The 19,103-nt window shown below is 65.4% G+C and carries 22 protein-coding genes; 7 read left to right on the top strand and 15 right to left on the bottom strand.

The features are described from left to right. Positions 1-189: 189 nt before the first annotated feature. On the top strand, positions 190-1,866 hold the full coding sequence (locus K410_RS0102180) for a methyl-accepting chemotaxis protein (RefSeq protein WP_028133314.1): 1,677 nt from the start codon (positions 190-192) through the stop codon (positions 1,864-1,866). 159 nt (positions 1,867-2,025) lie between these two features. Continuing rightward, a complete protein-coding gene (locus tag K410_RS0102175; RefSeq protein ID WP_049819901.1) occupies positions 2,026-3,507 on the top strand; it encodes a tetratricopeptide repeat protein in 1,482 nt (493 codons plus the stop codon). Positions 3,508-3,525: 18 nt separating this feature from the next. On the opposite strand, the gene K410_RS0102170 is transcribed toward K410_RS0102175, so the two are convergent. From K410_RS0102170 to K410_RS0102155, 4 genes are all read right to left on the bottom strand, one after another. Then, entirely contained in the window at positions 3,526-3,945 is a 420-nt protein-coding gene (locus tag K410_RS0102170) for a hypothetical protein (protein WP_028133312.1), read from the bottom strand. Between the two features lie 222 nt (positions 3,946-4,167). Further along, positions 4,168-4,953: a glycosyltransferase family 32 protein gene (locus tag K410_RS0102165; RefSeq protein WP_028133311.1), complete on the bottom strand. Its 786-nt coding sequence runs from the start codon at positions 4,951-4,953 to the stop codon at positions 4,168-4,170. Between the two features lie 80 nt (positions 4,954-5,033). After that, entirely contained in the window at positions 5,034-5,639 is a 606-nt protein-coding gene (gene leuD, locus K410_RS0102160; RefSeq protein WP_027573022.1) for a 3-isopropylmalate dehydratase small subunit, read from the bottom strand. 122 nt (positions 5,640-5,761) lie between these two features. Continuing rightward, positions 5,762-6,160: a metallopeptidase family protein gene (locus K410_RS0102155; RefSeq protein WP_028133310.1), complete on the bottom strand. Its 399-nt coding sequence runs from the start codon at positions 6,158-6,160 to the stop codon at positions 5,762-5,764. 154 nt (positions 6,161-6,314) lie between these two features. On the opposite strand from K410_RS0102155, the gene K410_RS0102150 reads away from it, so the two are divergent. Both K410_RS0102150 and K410_RS41505 read left to right on the top strand, forming a co-directional pair. Continuing rightward, positions 6,315-6,596, top strand: a complete 282-nt coding sequence (locus tag K410_RS0102150; protein ID WP_028133309.1) for a hypothetical protein — start codon at positions 6,315-6,317, stop codon at positions 6,594-6,596. 27 nt (positions 6,597-6,623) lie between these two features. Continuing rightward, the gene (locus tag K410_RS41505; protein ID WP_028133308.1) at positions 6,624-6,884 is read left to right on the top strand and encodes a hypothetical protein; all 261 of its coding nucleotides are present in this window, start codon (positions 6,624-6,626) and stop codon (positions 6,882-6,884) included. 4 nt (positions 6,885-6,888) lie between these two features. Here K410_RS41505 and K410_RS0102140 read toward each other — a convergent pair whose 3' ends face one another. The 8 genes from K410_RS0102140 to ffh form a co-directional block, all read right to left on the bottom strand. Then, the gene (locus K410_RS0102140) at positions 6,889-7,182 is read right to left on the bottom strand and encodes a DUF1330 domain-containing protein (protein WP_028133307.1); all 294 of its coding nucleotides are present in this window, start codon (positions 7,180-7,182) and stop codon (positions 6,889-6,891) included. A gap of 90 nt (positions 7,183-7,272) precedes the next feature. Further along, on the bottom strand, positions 7,273-7,482 hold the full coding sequence (locus tag K410_RS0102135) for a hypothetical protein (protein WP_028133306.1): 210 nt from the start codon (positions 7,480-7,482) through the stop codon (positions 7,273-7,275). Between the two features lie 96 nt (positions 7,483-7,578). Then, on the bottom strand, positions 7,579-8,985 hold the full coding sequence (leuC, locus tag K410_RS0102130; protein WP_028133305.1) for a 3-isopropylmalate dehydratase large subunit: 1,407 nt from the start codon (positions 8,983-8,985) through the stop codon (positions 7,579-7,581). Between the two features lie 349 nt (positions 8,986-9,334). Continuing rightward, positions 9,335-9,718 carry a 50S ribosomal protein L19 gene (gene rplS / locus K410_RS0102120; RefSeq protein ID WP_028133304.1) on the bottom strand — a complete coding sequence of 128 codons (384 nt, stop codon included), beginning with the start codon at positions 9,716-9,718 and terminating at the stop codon, positions 9,335-9,337. Between the two features lie 110 nt (positions 9,719-9,828). Beyond that, on the bottom strand, positions 9,829-10,584 hold the full coding sequence (trmD, locus tag K410_RS0102115; protein WP_028133303.1) for a tRNA (guanosine(37)-N1)-methyltransferase TrmD: 756 nt from the start codon (positions 10,582-10,584) through the stop codon (positions 9,829-9,831). A gap of 119 nt (positions 10,585-10,703) precedes the next feature. Next, complete coding sequence (rimM, locus tag K410_RS36405; protein WP_049819900.1) at positions 10,704-11,279, bottom strand: ribosome maturation factor RimM; 576 nt, start codon at positions 11,277-11,279, stop codon at positions 10,704-10,706. Between the two features lie 9 nt (positions 11,280-11,288). Continuing rightward, positions 11,289-11,621, bottom strand: coding sequence for a 30S ribosomal protein S16 (gene rpsP, locus K410_RS0102105; RefSeq protein ID WP_028133302.1), 333 nt, complete (start codon positions 11,619-11,621; stop codon positions 11,289-11,291). 85 nt (positions 11,622-11,706) lie between these two features. Continuing rightward, positions 11,707-13,254 (bottom strand): signal recognition particle protein, encoded by a 1,548-nt coding sequence (ffh, locus tag K410_RS0102100; protein ID WP_028133301.1) that lies wholly within the window; start codon positions 13,252-13,254, stop codon positions 11,707-11,709. A 371-nt stretch (positions 13,255-13,625) separates the two neighbouring features. Between ffh and K410_RS0102095 the strand changes: the two genes are divergently transcribed. Further along, positions 13,626-14,690: an MBL fold metallo-hydrolase gene (locus K410_RS0102095; RefSeq protein ID WP_028133300.1), complete on the top strand. Its 1,065-nt coding sequence runs from the start codon at positions 13,626-13,628 to the stop codon at positions 14,688-14,690. Between the two features lie 106 nt (positions 14,691-14,796). Here K410_RS0102095 and K410_RS0102090 read toward each other — a convergent pair whose 3' ends face one another. Next, complete coding sequence (locus tag K410_RS0102090) at positions 14,797-15,522, bottom strand: SIMPL domain-containing protein (protein ID WP_155253196.1); 726 nt, start codon at positions 15,520-15,522, stop codon at positions 14,797-14,799. Then, entirely contained in the window at positions 15,519-16,322 is an 804-nt protein-coding gene (locus K410_RS37935) for a GyrI-like domain-containing protein (protein WP_028133298.1), read from the bottom strand. Before K410_RS37935 ends, K410_RS0102090 begins: the two co-directional genes overlap by 4 nt. A gap of 299 nt (positions 16,323-16,621) precedes the next feature. Between K410_RS37935 and dapF the strand changes: the two genes are divergently transcribed. Together dapF and mtaB are read left to right on the top strand one after the other, a co-directional pair. After that, entirely contained in the window at positions 16,622-17,497 is an 876-nt protein-coding gene (gene dapF, locus K410_RS0102075) for a diaminopimelate epimerase (RefSeq protein WP_028133297.1), read from the top strand. Further along, positions 17,497-18,750, top strand: coding sequence for a tRNA (N(6)-L-threonylcarbamoyladenosine(37)-C(2))-methylthiotransferase MtaB (gene mtaB, locus K410_RS0102070; protein WP_028133296.1), 1,254 nt, complete (start codon positions 17,497-17,499; stop codon positions 18,748-18,750). Before dapF ends, mtaB begins: the two co-directional genes overlap by 1 nt. Before the next feature lie 132 nt (positions 18,751-18,882). Here the strand turns inward: mtaB and K410_RS36390 are convergent. Then, a partial coding sequence (locus tag K410_RS36390) for a transposase (RefSeq protein ID WP_155253595.1) occupies positions 18,883-19,103 on the bottom strand: 221 nt, incomplete at its 5' end.

The raw sequence follows: 19,103 nt of genomic DNA, 5'->3' as shown, positions 1-19,103 counted from the left end.
CAGAATCCGGCCATTGTGTCTTCGATCGGACAAATACTCTGATAATTCGATTCGTATACCTCCTGCATGGTGCGGGGTCGCGGAGCGGACGAAGTTGGTCCGCACGGGATCCCGAGTCAGACCAATGAATATTGCAACGGTTTGCAGGCTCACGCGCTGCAAACGAGCATCAATTGCGGAGCTATCAAAATGTTCGGCCGTAAATCCCGCCCCGACGCCCAAGCCCGGATTGATGCGATCGGCCGCTCGCAGGCCATGATCGAATTCAATCTTGATGGCACGATCATCACGGCCAACAAGAACTTCCTCGACGCCCTCGGCTATCGGCTCGACGAGATCCAGGGCAAGCATCATTCCATGTTCGTGCCGGCCGACCAGCGCGACAGCGCCGAGTACAAGGCGTTCTGGGCTGCATTGAACCGTGGCGAGTATCAGGCGCGGGAGTTCAAGCGGATCGCGAAGGATGGCCGCGAGGTCTGGATCGAGGCTTCCTACAATCCGGTGCTCGACGGCAACGGCAAGACGGTGATGGTCGCCAAGATTGCGACCGACATCACCGCGAAGAAGATCCGCAGCATGACGGATGCTTCGAAGATCGCCGCCATCAGCCGCGCCCAGGCCGTGATCGAGTTCAGGCTCGACGGTACCATCGTCAGTGCCAACGAGAATTTCTGCAAGGCGCTCGGCTATTCGTTGTCCGAGATCGAGGGCAAGCACCACGGCATGTTCGTCGCCGAGGCCGAGCGCAACGGCGCCGCCTATCGCGAGTTCTGGGCCAAGCTCAACCGCGGCGACTACCAGGCTGGGGAGTTCAAGCGCATCGGCAAGGGCGGCCGCGAGATCTGGATCCTCGCCTCCTACAATCCGCTGCTCGACGAGAACGGCAAGCCCTACGGCGTCGTCAAGTTCGCGACCGACGTGACCGCGGAGAAGCTGAAGAACGCCGATCTCGCCGGCCAGCTCGCGGCGATCGACAAGGCCCAGGCCGTGATCGAGTTCAACATGGACGGCACGATCATCACCGCGAACGCCAACTTCCTCGGCGCGCTCGGCTATTCGCTGGCCGAGATCAAGGGCCATCATCACAGCATGTTCGTCGAGCCCGGCGAGCGCGACAGCGGCGCCTATCGCGAGTTCTGGGCGGCGCTCAACCGCGGCGAATACCAGGCGGCCGAATACAAGCGGATCGGCAAGGGCGGCAAGGAGGTCTACATCCAGGCCTCCTACAATCCGATCATGGATCTCAACGGCAAGCCGTTCAAGGTCGTCAAATACGCCACCGACGTCACCAGGCAGGTGCTGGTCCGCATGGGCAACGAGCGGGTGCGCGGCATGATGGAATCGGTCGCGGCGGGTTCGGAGGAGCTCAACGCCTCGGTGCGGGAGATCTCCGAGGCGATGACCAAATCGCGCGAGACCGCGATGAGCGCGGTGGACCAGGTCGCCACCGCGGACGCGCAGGCGCAGCGCCTCACGGAAGCGGCGCAGGCGATGAGCGGCATCGTCGAGTTGATCAACAACATCACCGGACAGATCAACCTGCTCGCGCTCAACGCCACGATCGAATCGGCGCGTGCGGGCGAGGCCGGCCGCGGCTTCGCGGTGGTCGCCTCGGAGGTCAAGAGCCTTGCCAACCAGGCCAAGCAGGCCACCGACAAGATCGGCGCGGAGATCGGCAGCCTCAACGGCATCTCCGGCGACGTCGTCAGCGCGCTCGGCGCGATCAAGCAGGCCATCAACAATGTCAGCGAATACGTGACGTCGACGGCCGCGGCGATCGAGGAGCAGAGCACCGTGACGAACGAGATGTCGACCAGCATGCAGCGCGCTGCGGCGGAAGCCGCCGCAATGGCAGCGCGGGCTTGATCAAGCCGCCACGGATATCCAGGATGCAGGTTGCGGCCGCCGATGCCTGGTGCGGCCGCATTTTTGTGATTTAGATCACACAATCCGGGAGGTTGCTTCGGTAAATTTGCGTCGCTTAATTAACGCTCCCAGTCCTCGATATCGCGCGTGGGCTTTCATATGCTTCGCAAATTACTTTATTGCTTTGCACTTCTTGTCTTCGCTGGCCCGGCAAGCGCCAATGATCGCGCCAAAGCCGAGGCGAACGCTGCGATTGCCACGGCTTCCGAGGCGATACGGCGAGATTCCCAGGACGCGAATGCGTATTACAACCGCGGAAACGCTTATGCCGCCAATGGCGATACCGACCGCGCCATAGCCGACTACACCGCGACGATCCGGCTCGATCCGGCGCACGCCAATGCCTATTACAATCGCGGCAATTCCTACAGCAGCAAGGGCGATACGGAGCGTGCGATCGCGGACTATTCGGCGACGATCCGGCTCGATCCGGGCTACGCAAACGCCTATTACAACCGGGGCAATGCCTACAGCAACAAGGGCCACACCGATCGCGCCATCGCCGATTACACCGAAACCGTGCGCCTGCAGCCGACCAATGCGAACGCGTATTTCAACCGCGGCAACGCCTATGGGCGCAAGGGCGAGACCGATCGTGCCATCGCGGACTACACCGAAGCGATACGCGCGGATTCCACCTATGCGAACGCCTATCTCAACCGCGGACTGGCCTACGAGAAGCGCGGCGATTTCGCCAGGGCGAGGGCCGACTTCAACGCCACGCTTGGCCTCACCCATACCGCCACGAGATGGGCCCTCGATAAGGCACGGGAGCGGCTTGCCGTCCTGCCTTCGCCGCGACCGGCAACGATCCTGGTCGAGAAGACCGGCGTCGCTCCGCTTGTCGCGGTACCCGGGGCTGCGAACACGGATCGCCGCATCGCTCTCGTCATCGGCAACTCGGCCTATGAAAACGTCGCCGCCCTGCCAAACCCCGTGCGCGATGCAAGCCTCGTCGCCGACGTGCTGAAGCTCACCGGCTTCGAAGCCGTTACGCTGCTGACCGATCTGCGCAAGGATGCCCTGGTGAATGCCTTGCGCGAGTTCGCGGCACGTGCGGAGACGGCGGACTGGGCCGTGGTGTATTATGCCGGACATGGCATGGAGGTCGGCGGCATCAATTATCTCATCCCGACGGATGCGAAGATCGCGGCGGATCGCGAAATCGCGTTTGAAGCCGTGCCGGTTGATCAGGTTCTCAACGCTGCGGAGCGCGCCAGGAAGCTGCGCCTCGTCATCCTCGATGCCTGCCGGGATAATCCGTTCGCAGCCCAGATGAAGCGCACGATGACGGTCGCGTCGCGCTCGGTGTCGCGGGGTCTGGCCCCCGTCGAGCCGGAGGCGGGCACGCTGGTGGTCTATGCCGCCAAGGATGGCGAGACCGCGCTCGACGGCGACGGGAGCAACAGTCCGTTCGCAGCCGCCTTCGTCAAGAACGTTCCGACGCCGGGCCTCGAAGTCCGCAGGCTGTTCGACTTCGTTCGCGACGACGTCATGGAAGCAACCGGCCGCAGGCAAAAGCCGTTCAGCTACGGCTCGATCTCCGGCCGGCAGGACTTCTATTTCGTGGCCGGCAAATAACTTCCTAGAAGTCGCGCCTCAGCGCGGGGCGACGTCGGTGCGGTCGAGCGACTCCAGGGTCGAGGCATTGGCGCAATACTCGTGGTAATGCTCCGCGGCGGTGCCGTCGGCGAGATCGCGGTCGCATTGTCCCTTGTGGTTGCACAGCGAGCACACTCGCTCCAGATCGCGGAGCAGCAGCGGTTGCGCGCGGCCGAGGCCTTCGGCGCTGATGCCGAGCTGCTCCAGCATCTTGGGCAGTTCGTCGGCAGAATGCTTGCCGTGGCGGACCAGCTCCTCCAGATCGTCGGGCGCGATCCGCAAGTCGTTCGCGATCCGGTCGAAATCGGCGCGATCGAGCTGACGCATCTCGCTGATCTCGCGGCGGTGCTTCAACCAGTCGGCAAAGGACTCGATGAGGTCCTGGACGATGGGATAGGGCCTGCTTGCGGTGCTCATGGAAAGCTCCTTCGGACGGCGGAATTGGAGCGACTTAAGCACAATGTTGCAGGGGCGCGTTGCGCTGGATCAAACTGGGGGTGGTGAAAAGCGGTCTCGTGTCCCGGACGCGCTGCAGCGTGCAACGCTGCTGCGCAGAGCCGGGACCCATCTCACCGCTGTGCTGGGCCCCGGCTCTGCAGCGCACCGCTGAAGAAGCGCTGCGCTGCCGGGGCACGAGAGCTACACAAACCGCTCCGTCGCCCAGGCATACAGGCTGCCCGGAATTGGCTTTTCGCCGCCACGGCCCTTGGGCGAGATGTGCAGGCCGATGATGTCAGGGTTGGTGACGAGGCCGAGATAGCTGGAGGGATCGAAGAACAGTTTCGGCTCGGCATGCACGGCGTAGAACGATTGCTTCGGCAGCGCGCATGCCAGCTCGCCGGTGCGGCGCGCCAGCGCGGTCAGTGCCGCGGGTCCGTAGATCGCGACGCGGATGTCCGCGAGGCGATTGGAGCCGCCGCGCAGGCGGCGCACCATGAAGGTGATGCGGTGGCGCAACGACAGCCAGTCCGGCGTCAGCTCCTCCTGCTGCATCAGCTCTTCGAAGGCGGCGACGATGCCGTGCCCGGGCGGCAGATAGATCACGGAATTGCCGAGCTGGCGCGGTCGCTCCCAGGCGAAGTAGGGTCTTGCCGGATCGATCTCCACCGGCTTGAGCAGCAGCACGTCGGCATCGAGCCAGAGGCCGAGGCTCTTCGCCATCAGCTTCATGCGGAAGAAGTCGCTGAACTGCAGAATGGTCCAGTCGCGCCAGCTGCCGTCCGGCTGCGGCGGCCGCAAGCGTTCGGAGAATGCGTGCGGCAGGATCGCTTCGGCCTCCGCATTGGCGACGCCCGCCGGCAGGCCGGGAATGGGATCAAAGCTGTAGACCGTGACCTTGTGGCCGGCAGCGAGCTGCGAGCGCAGACAGGTCTGGCGCAGCGCGTCCATCGGGCCATGCCAGAAGGTGACGATCTCGGGCAGCATGCGGCGAAGCCATAGGGATAACGAGGGCAAAGAAAAAGCCCCGGCGCTGACCGCACCGGGGCTCGAAGCAGAGAGCGATCTCAGGCCCAGGCGCGCTCGCGCTTGAGCTTGTCCTCGTAGCTGTCGATCGAGGCCTTCTTCTCCATGGTGAGGCCGATGTCGTCGAGGCCGTTGATCAGGCAGTGCTTGCGGAACGGGTCGATCTCGAACTTGACCTTGCCGCCGTCGGGGCCGCGGATCTCCTGGTTCGGCAGGTCGATCGTCAGCGTCGCGTTGGCGCCGCGCTCGGCGTCGTCGAACAGCTTGTCGAGGTCTTCCTGGGAGACGCGGATCGGCAGGATGCCGTTCTTGAAGCAGTTGTTGTAGAAGATGTCGCCGAACGAGGTCGAGATCACGCAGCGGATGCCGAAGTCGAGCAGCGCCCAGGGCGCGTGCTCGCGGCTCGAGCCGCAGCCGAAATTGTCGCCGGCGACCAGCACCTTCGCGTTGCGATAGGCGGGCTGGTTGAGCACGAAGTCCGGGTTCTCGCTGCCGTCGTCCTTGTAGCGCTGCTCGGAGAAGAGCCCCTTGCCAAGGCCGGTACGCTTGATGGTCTTGAGGTACTGCTTCGGAATGATCATGTCGGTGTCGACATTGATGATCTTCAGCGGCGCCGCGACGCCTTCCAGCGTGGTGAACTTGTCCATGGTTGCGCTTTCCCGCAGGTGGTCAGGGAAGGCGTATTTATCGCGATCCAGCCGGGAATCCTAGGCCGAATTGGGCAGGGCTAGTCTGCTTGGCGGGATCAAGCCGCGGCAGCAACGGTGCTCTACTCCGCCCGTGCCTCGATCGCGGCCATATCGTCGTCCGACAGACCAAAATGGTGGCCGATCTCGTGGATCAGGACGTGGCGGACGATATGGCCGAGGCTCTCATCATGCTCGGCCCAATAGTCCAGGATCGGCCGGCGGTAGAGCCAGACCATGTTGGGCAGCCGCGCCACGTCGCCGAGGCTCTGCTGCGGCAGGCCGACGCCCTGGAACAGGCCGAGCAGGTCGAACTCGCTCTCGCAGTCCATCTCGTCGAGGACCTCCTCGGTCGGGAAGTCGTCGACGCGGATGATCACGCCTTTGCACAGGGCGCGAAACTCCGCCGGCAGGCCCTCGAAGATTTCGAGCGCCGTCGCTTCCATCTCGGCCAGCGAGGGCGCTTTCAATTCCGTCCACATGGGCTTGTCTTAGCGCGGGTTTCTTGGCGATGCATCCCGCTTTATAAGCGCGGCGAGGTTGACGGGCGCCGCCAAAACGGGGAGCGTGGGGCTCGAGCAAGACGGTTCAGGTGGACGAAAAATGCGAGCAAAAACAGCGCTGACGCTACTGTGCATGGGGTTGTTTTCGCAGTTTTGCGTCGGCGCGGAGGCGCAGACGGCGGCCCCCGGTGTCAGGCTGGCGCAGGCGGCCTCACCGGACGACATCCCGGCGCCGCGCAAGCGGCCGCCCGCGCGCCTGCGCGTCACACCCTATTACGCACCTGACGGCGTCTATCCGCGCTACAATCCCGGTCCCGATGCGGTCCGCGTCTGCAACGCGACCTATGTGCAGGAATTTCGGCCTAGCGGCACGGTGATCGTGCCGCGTGTGAGCTGCTACTGGCGCCGCGGCTGAGCCGGCGCGGGAGCCTGGTAGGTGGTCATGGCGAGATGGGTTGCGTTATCCGTTGCTGTCGCACTCGCCGCCGGCCTGACGCATGCTTTCGCTGCGCCAGCGGTGACGATCCCGGAGGCCTCGGCGGGGATCGCCGTTTTCGATGCGCGGCGACCTGTGCGAACCCAACCCAACGTGCGGCCCCTCGTGCGCCGTGATCCCCGCTATTTCGCGCGGCCGGTCCACTACCGTCCCTATCCCTACGGCGTGCCCGCACCCTTCGTGTTCGGCTACGGCCCGTTCTGGTGAGTTGCTAGCCGGCGAATCCCTGCACCAGCAGCACGGTCGCCTGCGCGCCGGCCTTGCGGTCGCGCGAAATCTCCTCGTAGTCGGGTGAGTTCGAGAAGGCGAGGAAGGCGGCCTCATCGGGAAACGACATCATGACGAGCTTGTCGTGCGGCCACGCCCCTTCGAGCACGCGCGGATGCTCATCGGCGGCGAGCAGCCGTCCATTGAATTTCCTGAACACATCGAAGAAACGCGCCTGGTAGCGGTCATAGGCCGCGCGGTCGGTCATCTTCAGCTGCGCGATCGCATAGACGGTCATTTCCAAAAACCCCTCTCGTCGCGGCACCGTCCGCGTTCGTGGAGGGCGCGCATGAAGATCGTGGATGGTTGGAATACGCCCGGAACGCGGCTACAGCCAGTCCTTCAGCTTCCACGACGCAGCTTTCCACCGCATCAGATTGTCCAGCTTCCATTGCTTGAACATCGCCGGCGGCCAGCGGCTCAGCCGCGAGGTCTCCTCGATCTCGGGCTTCGCGACGATGCGCAAGGGTGCCGCGCGGCGGCGGCGCTGGCGCGTGGCCTCGCTGATCAGGTCGACATATTCCGGCTTGTTGGCCATGGGCACGCGTCCTCGCGAAAATCATCGCGAGGACGAGAGTGTCAGGCGATCGATTAACGGCGGTTTGCCGCGATCGCTACAATTTGCAGGGCCGGCTTAGCGCCAGTCCCTGATATCGACGAAGTGGCCTGCGATTGCCGCTGCCGCCGCCATCGCCGGCGAGACCAGATGCGTGCGGCCCTTGAAGCCCTGGCGGCCCTCGAAATTGCGATTCGAGGTCGAGGCGCAGCGCTCTTCCGGGGCCAGCTTGTCCGGGTTCATGGCGAGGCACATCGAGCAGCCCGGCTCGCGCCATTCGAAGCCGGCCTTGATGAAGATCTTGTCGAGACCCTCGGCTTCGGCCTGCTCCTTCACGAGGCCGGAGCCCGGCACGACCATGGCGTTGACATGTCCGGAGACGTGCTTGCCTTCCGCGATCTTGGCGGCAGCGCGCAGGTCTTCGATGCGGCCGTTGGTGCAGGAGCCGATGAAGATGCGGTCGACCTTGATGTCGGTGATCTTCGTTCCCGCGGTGAGGCCCATGTATTTCAGCGCGCGATGCTTGGAGAGACGCTTGGCTTCGTCCGCGATCTTGTCGGGGTCCGGCACGATGCCGGTCACGGAGACGACGTCCTCAGGCGACGTGCCCCAGGTCACGATCGGCGGCAGCTTGGCGGCGTCGAGGCGCAGCTCGTTGTCGAAATGCGCGCCGTCGTCGGAGCGCAGCTTCTCCCAATAGCGCATGGCCGCATCCCAGTCCGCGCCCTTCGGGGCCTTCGGGCGGCCGCGCAGGAAGTCGAACGCCTTCTGGTCGGGCGCGACGAGACCGGCGCGGGCGCCGCCTTCGATCGACATGTTGCAGACCGTCATGCGGCCTTCCATGCTGAGCGCACTGATCGCATCGCCGGCATATTCCAGCACGTAGCCGGTGCCGCCTGCGGTGCCGATCTCGCCGATGATGGCCAGGATGATGTCCTTGCCCGTGACACCGTCCGGCAATTTGCCGTCGACGGTGACGCGCATGTTTTTCGCCTTCTTCTGGATCAGCGTCTGCGTCGCCAGCACGTGCTCGACCTCGCTCGTGCCGATGCCGTGCGCGAGCGCGCCGAACGCGCCATGCGTCGAGGTGTGGCTGTCACCGCAGACGATGGTGGTGCCGGGCAGGGTGAAGCCCTGCTCGGGGCCGATGACGTGGACGACGCCCTGGCGCTTGTCGAACTCGTTGTAATATTCGATGCCGAATTCCTTGGCGTTCTCGGCCAGCGCCTTGATCTGCTCGATGCTCTCAGGATCGGGATTCGGCTTGGTGCGATCGGTGGTCGGCACGTTGTGGTCGACGACGGCGAGCGTCTTCTCCGGCGCGTGAACCTTGCGCCCCGTGGCGCGCAGGCCCTCGAACGCCTGGGGCGAGGTCACCTCGTGCACCAGATGGCGGTCGATATAGAGCAGGCAGGTGCCGTCCTCGGCTTCGTGCACCAGATGGTCGTTCCAGATCTTGTCGTACAATGTGGTCGGCTTGGACATGAGCGTCAGCTCCAAAGAATGTTGGTAGCGGATGTGCGCGGTCACGCGCGGGCAACAAAATCGTCAGCGCAGCCTTTCAGGCTGCGCGAATAAGCTCTGACGTTGCCGAGGTCGCGAAGCGGCCGAAGAACCGCCCAGGCAGCCGCGAGCGATCGTCGATGACGATGCGCTGGATGGGGGCGAAGCTGGTCGGATCTGGAAACATTCCAGGAATATATAGCAGGCCGAATTGAAATCGCGAGTGGTTTCAATGCACGGTGAGGGCGGCACCGCATGCGCGGCTTGAGGCCCAACAAAAAAGCGCGGAGCCGAGCCCCGCGCTTTCGAAACTCGCATGGAGCAGCGAGGCTTACTCGTTGACGGCAGCCTTGGCGTGCTCGGTCTTCTCGACGATGCGGGCCGACTTGCCGCGCAGGTTGCGGAGGTAATAGAGCTTGGCGCGACGCACCTTGCCGCGGCGCACCACCTTGATCGAGTCGATCATCGGCGACATCACCGGGAACACGCGCTCCACGCCCTCGCCGTAGGAGATCTTGCGCACGGTGAAGCTCTCGTTGAGGCCACCGCCGGAACGGCCGATGCAGACGCCTTCATAGGCCTGCACGCGGGTGCGGTCGCCTTCGACGACCTTCACGTTGACGATCACGGTGTCGCCGGGACCGAATTCCGGAATGTCCTTGCCGGCGGACAGCTTGTCGAATTGCTCTTGCTCGAGCTGCTTGATCAGGTTCATGGGTAAATCTCCATCGGCGCGCCCAGCCCTGGAAACGGGGGGCTGCGCAAAATTCGTCTATCCAGCCATTGCGGATTTGGCCGCTCCTATAAGGCAAGCCGGAGCGTTTGTCACCCGTCTGTCTTGTTTTTTGGCGTTTTTTGGCGCCCGGCCCGATTCGCCGGCTTGAGCGGGATCCGGGCCCATAAATCCGGCCGCCGCGCCTCGGTGAGCGCCTCCGATTGCGTCCGCCGCCAGGCCGCGACCTTGGCGTGGTCGCCGGAGGTCAGCACCTCCGGGATCGGAGCTCCCTCGAACAGCTGCGGCCGGGTGTATTGGGGGTATTCCAGCAGGCCCTCGGAGAAGCTTTCCTCGGTTCCCGAGGCCTCCTTGCCCATCACCCCCGGCAACAGCCGGACGCAGGCGTCGATCAGGGCTAACGCGGCGATTTCGCCCCCGGACAGCACGTAATCGCCGATCGAGACCTCCTCCAGCCCCCGCTTGTCGATGACCCGCTGGTCGACCCCCTCGAAGCGCCCGCAGACGATCAGCGGGCCGGGCCCGCAGGCGAGCTCCTGGACACGGGCCTGGGTCAATGGCCGACCGCGCGGGCTCATCAGCAGGCGTGGCCGTTCGGGTCCTGCCTCCGCCGCATCGATGGCCGCCGCCAGGACATCGGCCCGCAGCACCATGCCCGGGCCGCCGCCGGCCGGGGTGTCGTCGACGCTGCGGTGGCGGTCGGTGGCGGAGGCCCTGATGTCCCGCGCCTCGAGCTGCCAGATCCCGGACGCCAGCGCCCGGCCGGCGAGGCTCACGCCCAGCGGCCCCGGAAACATCTCCGGAAACAGCGTCAGCACCGTCGCGCGCCAGGGTGAGGGATGGGGCATCGGATCTCAGTTCTCGTCATCCCGGGGCGCGCGAAGCGCGAGCCCGGGATCCATAACCACCGCACGTCATTTTGCGATGATCGGAGCTATCAGCTTAGCTAAAAAACCACGGCCTGTGGCTATGGGTCCCCGCCCCCGTGCGCTTTGCGCACTAGGCGGGGACGACTCGCGGATGGATCGTTGTCCTTGTCCTCCCCCTCGACCTCCTGCGGCAGCGCGATCACGACGCGGCCTCCCGCAACGTCAACCTCCGGCACCACCGCGTTCGAGAACGGCAGCAGCATCGTCGCGCCCTTGGGCGGGGCGATCTCGATGATGTCGCCGGCGCCGAAATTGTGGATCGCGAGCACGCGGCCGAGCGCATCGCCGTCCGTCGTGATGGCGGCGAGCCCGATCAGGTCGGTGTGGTAATATTCGTCCTCTTCCGTCGCGGGCAGCTTGTCGCGCGCGACGTAGAGCTCGATGCCGTTGAGGCGCTCGGCCTCATCGCGGGTCGTGACGCCCTTGAACGTCGCGACCAAATGGTCCTTCGCCTCACGCGCCTGTGCGACTTCGAACTGGCGCTTGCCGTCCTTGGACAGCAGCGGGCCATAGCGCTTCACGGCAAAGGGATCTTCGGTGAAGGTCCACAATTTGACCGCACCGCGAACACCATGCGCGGCGCCGATCCGCGCGACGCAGACCAGCGCCGACATGATCTGGCCTTAGCCCTTCGCGGCGGCTTCGGCCTGCGCCTTGCGCTCCTTGCGCGGCACGGCCTTCTCGGGGTTGTTGCGCGCTTCGCGCTTCTTGACGCCGGCGGCGTCGAGGAAGCGCGCCACGCGGTCCGACGGCTGCGCGCCCTTGGCGAGCCAGGCCTTCACCTTCTCCATGTCGAGCTTGAGACGGGTCTCGTTGTCCTTCGGCAGCAGCGGGTTGAAATAGCCGAGACGCTCGATGAAGCGGCCGTCGCGGGGAAAGCGGGAATCGGCGACGACGACGTGATAGACGGGACGCTTCTTGGTGCCTGCGCGGGCGAGGCGGATAACGACGGACATTCAGTTCTCCTTCAAAGTACGGTTTGTTCGATTGATTGGTATTCCGCGTTGCACGAGACGCTGATGATCTCGTGCGACGAATTCCTCATTTCTTCTTGCCGGGGAAGCCGCCGAGCCCCGGAAGGGTCGGCTTGCCGCTGAGGCCCGTGAGCCCCGGCACATTCGGTAGGCCCTGGCGAAGACCGGGCGGCAGATCCTTCGGCAGGCTCGGCAGGCCCTGGCCGCCGCCGGCCTGCATCTTCTCCTGCATGGCCTTCATCTCTTCGGGAGACGGCATCTTCATGCCGCCGCCAAAACCCATGGCCTGCGCGATGCCGGCGAGCGGGCCGCGCTTGCCCGAGCCCATGGCCTTCATCACGTCGGCCATGTTCCGGTGCATCTTCAGCAGCTTGTTGACCTGCTCGACGCTCTGGCCGCTGCCCGCGGCGATGCGCTTCTTGCGGCTGGCCTTGAGCAGGTCGGGATGACGGCGCTCGTCGCGGGTCATGGAATCGATGATGGCGACCTGGCGCTTCAGGATCTTGTCGTCGATACCGGCGGCCGCGATCTGGTTCTTCATCTTGGAGATGCCGGGCATCATGCCCATCAGCCCGCTGATGCCGCCCATGCTCGACATCTGCGACAGCTGCTCGCGCATGTCGTTGAGGTCGAACTGACCTTTGCGCATGCGCTCGGCGGTGCGCGCGGCCTTCTCGGCGTCGATGTTGGCGGCGGCGCGCTCGACCAGCGAGACAACGTCGCCCATGCCGAGGATGCGGCCGGCGATACGGTCGGGGTGGAAATCCTCCAGCGCATCGGTCTTTTCGCCGGTGCCGAGCAGCTTGATCGGCTTGCCGGTAACGGCGCGCATCGACAGCGCGGCGCCGCCGCGGCCGTCGCCGTCCACACGTGTCAGCACGATGCCGGTAAGGCCGACGCGCTGGTCGAACGAGCGCGCGAGATTCACGGCGTCCTGGCCGGTGAGGCTGTCCGCGACCAGCAGCACTTCATGTGGATTCGCCGCCGCTTTGATGGCGGCCGCCTCCGCCATCATGTCTTCGTCGAGCGTGGTGCGGCCGGCGGTGTCGAGCAGCACGACGTCGTAGCCGCCGAGCTTGCCGGCCTCCAGCGCGCGCTTGGCAATCTGCGGCGGCTGCTGTCCGGCGACGATCGGCAGCGTCGGAATGTCGAGGTCGCGGCCGAGCACGGCGAGCTGCTCCATCGCCGCCGGACGATAGACGTCGAGCGAGGCCATCAGCACCTTGCGCTTGTCGCGCTGGACCAGGCGGCGGGCGAGCTTTGCGGTGGTGGTGGTCTTACCCGAGCCCTGCAGGCCGACCATCATGATCGGCACCGGCGGCACGGAATTGACGTCGATGGTCTGGCCTTCGCTGCCCAGCGTATTGACCAGCTCGTCATGGACGATCTTGACCACCATCTGGCCGGGTGTGACCGACTTGACGACGGTGGCGCCGATCGCCTGCTCGCGGACGCGCTCGGTGAAGCTGCGGACCACCTCGAGCGCGACGTCAGCCTCCAGCAGCGCGCGGCGCACCTCGCGCATCGCGGCGTCGACGTCCTTTTCGGTCAGCGCACCGCGCCCCGTCAGACGATCGAGAATTCCGCCAAGCCGTTCCGACAGATTGTCGAACAATGCCGTTGTCCTTTGTCCTGCTCGCGCAGGGTTGCCGCGTTCACCGCTGTCATGCCCCGCCTTCGCGGGGATGACCGCTTCCTTGGCTAAACGATCTTCCAAACACCTTTGCGCCCGAGGGCGCACAGCGCTGTCGGGCGTTGACCTCCGGCCCCGAGGGCCGGTCGGCGGGTCGAAAAGAAAGCCTTTCCGAGAAAGTGGCGGGGTTAAACGCCGCTCCCGCCCAAAAGTCAAGGAAAGTTAGGGTGCCGGGGCGGCGTTGCCAGGGCAAGATCTTGAAAAGAGAGCGATTTCGGCTGCCGGTTCCTTTTCGCCGGGATCCGCCCATATAGAACTGATGACCCGCCTCCGTTACCACCGCTGAAACCCCCGTGCCGATCACCCGCCGCCGCCTGTTCGGACTGTTTGCCGGGGCCGGCGCCCTGGTCGGTGCTCCCTCGCTCTGGATGTCCCGTATGAAGACCTATGACGGCCCGGTCTCCGATCATTTCGACGGCCTCACCTTTTTCGATCCGGACGGAGCCCCGCCGAAATCGTTGCGTGAGGTGCTGCGCTGGCAGTTGGGCGGCAAGCGCCAGCGCGCGGCATGGCCGGATTGGGCCCCCAGCCCCCACGCCGACACCCCGCCGGAGCGGGTCGACGGCGACAAGGTGCGGCTCTCCTTCGTCGGCCACGCCAGCTGGCTGATCCAGGCCGGCGGCCTCAACATCCTGGTCGATCCGGTCTGGTCGATGCGGGTGTCGCCGGTCGCCTTCGCCGGGCCGAAGCGGCACAACGATCCCGGCATCGCCTTCGAGAAGCTGCCGAAGATCGACGTCGTGCTGGTCTCGCACGGGCACTACGATCATCTCGACATCGCGACGCTGTCGCGGCTCACCAAGAATTTTGCCCCGCGCGTGGTCACCCCGCTCGGCAACGACGTCACGATGCGCAGCTGGGATTCCAGCATCAAGGTCGAGGCGTTCGACTGGCATGACCGCGTCGAGCTCGGCAGCGGCATCGCCGTGCATCTGGCGCCGACCCGGCACTGGACGGCGCGCGGCATGTTCGATCGCAACAAGGCGCTGTGGGCGAGCTTCGTCCTGGAGACGCCGGCCGGGAAGATCTACGTCGTCTGCGATTCCGGCTATGGCGATGGCCGGCATTTTCGCCGCGTCGCCGAGAGGCACGGCAAGCTGCGCCTCGCCATCCTTCCCATCGGCGCCTACGAGCCGCGCTGGTTCATGCGCGACCAGCACATGAACCCGGAAGATGCGGTGAAGGCGCTGGCGGATTGCGGCGCCGAGGCCGCGCTCGGGCATCACCATGGCACGTTCCAGCTGACGGATGAGGCGATCGATGCGCCGGCGAAGGCGCTGGTCGAGGCTCTCGATGCGGCGAAGATTCCGCAGGAGCGGTTCGTGGCGATGCAGCCGGGACAGGTGGTGGAGATTTAGGTCTCTCCGCGTGCCCCGGACGCAGCGCAGCACGTTAGTGATGCGCTGCTGGGTCCCGGCTCTGCGCAGCAGCGTTTCACGCTGCAGCGCGTCCGGGACGCGGGAGCTATTGCACCTGCTTGATCGCCCAGCTCACATTCACCGTCACCGACAGCGTCTCCTCGCCCGGCGCGACCGCGGCCTGCGGGGCTGCGGCCATTCGGTCGGCCATCCGCGGCTTGAACAGCGGCACCGGCGCGCCGCCCTCGGACACGCTCAGCGGGGCGCCGAGCGTCACGCCCGTTGCCTTGGCGTAGATCTCGGCCTTGCGCCGCGCGTCCGCGACGGCCTGCTCACGTGCGTCGTCGAGCAGCTTCGAGGCCTGCGTCACCTCGAAGGAGATGTTGCCGATGTCGTTGGCGCCGGCGCCGACCAGCGTGTCGATGATGGCCGCGACCTTGGTGACGTCGCGAATCTTGACGGTGACGCGGTTAGAGGCGCGGAAGCCGACCACCGGGGATGCGCCGGTGGATCTGTTCTGGCCGTATTGCGGCTGCAGCGACAGGCGCGAGGTCTGGTAATCCTTCTCGGCGATGCCGGCGCCCTTCAGCGCCAGCAGCACCTTACCCATCGCGGCGTTGTTGGCGTCGGAGGCTTCTTTCGCGGTCTTGGCGTCGTTGGCGACGCCGGCGTCGATCTGCGCGAGATCCGGCGCCACCGAGATATTGGCTTCGCCGCTGACCGAAATGGCGGACGGAAAATCATCGGCGCGCGCGGGCGTTGCCGGCAGCGCGGCGGCAACAACGGCGGCAAGGGACGCGGCAAGGATGGCAGGGCTCTTCATGAATCTCATTTCAGCGGCACGAAAACGTTGATCACCAGCTTGTCTTCAACGGTCTTCAGGGGGTCGGTGAGGTATTCCTCGATGAAGGTGTCCTTGGCTTCCAGCCTCTTGTCGTCGAGGTGATTGGTGATCGCCTCGTAGGTGTTGTCCATGTTGTCGTAGGAGCCGCGATGGACGAATTTCAGCACCTTGCCCTCCGGCGATTTGCCGATGCTCATGTCCTTGGGCAAGTTCTTGGGGTCCTGCTCGACCGGGATCTCGGCCAGGAAGGTGAAACCGGTGTCGTCGGTCGAGGTGTAGACGACCATCGCATTGCCGGCCGCCTTGATACCCTGCTTGTCCAGCAGCGTGTTCAGTGCCTTGAAAGCGTCGATCAGCGTGTCGAAGGCCGAGTCCCAGTTCGCGGTGCCCTTGACCATCACGACCTTCCTGGCCTCGAGCGTGGTCTCCAGGCCGAACGGATCGGCGGTCTGAACCGGGGCGGGGGTTGCAGCGGCCGCCGGCGGCGGGGCCGTTGGGCTGGCCGAGGGTGAGGCGCTGGCGGCGGGCGAGGGCGTTGCGGCAGGTGCCGGCGAAGCGCTGGCTGCTGGCGACGGCGCTGCCGCAGGTGCGGGCGACGCGCTCGCGGCCGGGGAGGGGGTCGCCGACGGGACCGGCGAGGGACTTGCGGAGGCGGCCGGTGCCGGGCTTGGCGTTGCGGGGCTTGGCGTTGCGGCGCTTGGGGTTTGTGCCAGAACCTCAGGCAGGCCAAGCGACAAGGCCGCTGCCGGGATCAGCGCGGCCAGAGCAAGACGACGAAACCCGATCATTTCATTCTCCCCAAGACCTTCAAAATCAAGGCCTTCACCACTAAGACCTTCACCACTAAGGCCTTCACCACCAAGGCCTTAATCACCAAGACCTTGCCCACCAAGGCCTCATCCGGCTCGAGCCCGGCCCCGCATCCCGGCTCGCGGCGAGCGGCGCCGTTCTAACACGCGAGTGCGGAATTCGTCCCATGACAGATGCGTCATGGCAGGTCCTTGGCAGACCTCTTGCCGCAACCGCAAATCACTGGCCAAGAGGGCCAAGGATCGCCATATAAGACGGGCGAAATTCAGGAATTTTCATGAGCGCGCTGGCCAACCACACATTTGCCAAGATGAACGGCATCGGCAACGAGATCGTCGTTGTCGACATGCGCGATTCCGCTGGCCGGGTGACGCCGGACGACGCCCGCGCGGTGGCGTCCGCGAATGGCGGCGTGGCTTACGACCAGCTCATGGTGCTCTCGAGGCCGCGGCTGGGCGGCACCGAGGCCTTCATCAGCATCTACAACAATGACGGCTCGGAGGCCGGCGCCTGTGGCAACGGCATGCGTTGCGTGGTCCGCCGCATCTTCGAGAAGACCGGGCAGACCAGTGCGACGTTCGAGACCGCTGCGGGCCTGCTCAACGCCTGGCAGGGTCCGTCGCCCGATCTCTACACCGTGGACATGGGCGCGCCGAAGTTCGGCTGGCAGGACATTCCGCTGGCGGAAGAGTTCCGCGACACCCGCTACATCGAATTGCAGATCGGGCCGATCGACAATCCGATCCTGCATTCGCCCTCCGTGGTCAGCATGGGCAATCCGCACGCGATCTTCTGGGTCGACGACGTCGACGGCTACGATCTTGAGCGTTTCGGCCCGCTGCTGGAAAACCATCCGATCTTTCCGGAGCGCGCCAACATCACGCTCGCCCATATCGTCGATGACAAGCACATCACGATTCGCACCTGGGAGCGCGGTGCCGGCCTGACCAAGGCCTGCGGCTCGGCGGCCTGCGCCACCGCGGTCGCCGCGGCGCGCCTGAAGCGTGCCGAGCGCAAGGTCGAGATCACGCTGCCCGGCGGCAAGCTCGGCATCGAATGGCGCGAGCGCGACGACCACGTGCTGATGACGGGCCCCGCGACCTTCGAATATGAGGGCAGGTTCGATCCGGCGCTGTTCGCGCCGGTCGCCTGATGGCCGTCGACATCGTCACCTTCGGCTGCCGCCTCAACGCCTTCGAGGCCGAGGTGATGCGCCGCGAAGCCGAAGCTGCCGGGCTCGAGGACACCATCGTCATCAACAGTTGCGCGGTCACCAACGAGGCGGTGGCGCAGGCGCGGCAATCGATCCGCAAATTGAAGCGCGAACGGCCCGGTGCGCGCATCGTCGTGACCGGCTGTGCGGCACAGACGCAAGCGGCGATGTTCGCCGACATGGCCGAGGTCGATCGCGTCCTCGGCAATGACGACAAGATGCGCGCGTCTGCGTGGCAGGAGACGCGCAGCGCTCTGGACCTCGGCGCCTGCGAGAAGATGGCCGTCAGCGACATCATGGCTGTCAGGGCGATGGCGCCGCACCTCGTCGACGGCTATGCGAGCGGCCTGCCGCGCGTGTTCGTGCAGGTGCAGAACGGCTGCGACCATCGCTGCACCTTCTGCATCATCCCCTACGGCCGCGGCAACTCGCGGTCGGTGCCGATGGGCGCGGTGGTCGAGCAGGTCCGGACGCTAGCCATGCGCGGCCATGCCGAGATCGTGCTGACCGGCGTCGATCTCACCAGCTACGGCACCGACCTGCCGGGCGCGCCGAAGCTCGGCCTGCTGACCAAGCAGATCCTGCGGCACGTGCCGGAGCTGAAGCGCCTGCGCATCTCCTCGATCGATTCGATCGAGGCGGATTCCGATCTGCTCGATGCCATCGCCGATGACGCGCGGCTGATGCCGCATCTGCACCTGTCGCTGCAATCCGGCGACGACATGATCCTGAAGCGCATGAAGCGGCGGCATTCGCGGCAGGACGCGATCGCGTTCTGCGACCAGGTCCGCCGCCTGCGCCCCGACATCGTGTTCGGCGCCGACATCATCGCGGGCTTCCCGACCGAGACGGACGAGATGTTCTCGCGTTCGCTCGACCTCGTCGAGGAGTGCGGGCTGACGTTCCTGCACGTCTTCCCCTATTCGCCCCGCCCAGGCACGCCGGCCGCGCGGATGCCGCAGGTGGCGGGGCCGGCGATCAAGGAGCGTGCGAAACGGCTGCGCGCGGTAGGCGAAGCGGCGCTGCGCAAGCGGCTGCAAGCGGAGGTGGGAATGACGCGGCAGGTGCTGATCGAGAGCGAGGCGCAGGGCCGCACCGAGCATTATCTGCCGGTGGCGATTGCAGGCGAGCGTGTTGGAAGCTTGGTGTCGCGCAAGATTACCGGCAGCGATGGCGAGCGGCTGACTGCGTAGCTCGCTGCTTTTCCCTTCTCCCCTTGTGGGCCTGTTGCATTATCGGCCTTTGAGGCTGAGGCCGTCAGGAGAGAGGGACACGGACACGGCAATTGCCCGGCAAGTCTGTAGTTGTCGCCCTCGGTGGGCGGCTCAGGCCGCGATCGTGGCCCACCGCCTCATGTTGAAGGCGATCGAGGCGAGTAGGACCTGCCCGCTTGCCTTCATCAGACCAACGTAGCGGATGCAGGTCAGTCGCATGCGGCGTTTGAGGGTGGCGAAAGTGGTCTCGACCTGGGCTCGTCGTCGCGCGATGAGAAGATTGTAGCGTTTGAGCCGGGCCGGCAGTTCCGGATGGTGCCTGTTGGGACGGA

This window comes from Bradyrhizobium sp. 22 (genome assembly GCF_000482425.1).
Taxonomy (GTDB): Bacteria; Pseudomonadota; Alphaproteobacteria; order Rhizobiales; family Xanthobacteraceae; genus Bradyrhizobium; species Bradyrhizobium japonicum_B.
Note: the sequence above shows the minus strand (reverse complement) of the source record. Positions and strands in the feature narration are given on the sequence as shown.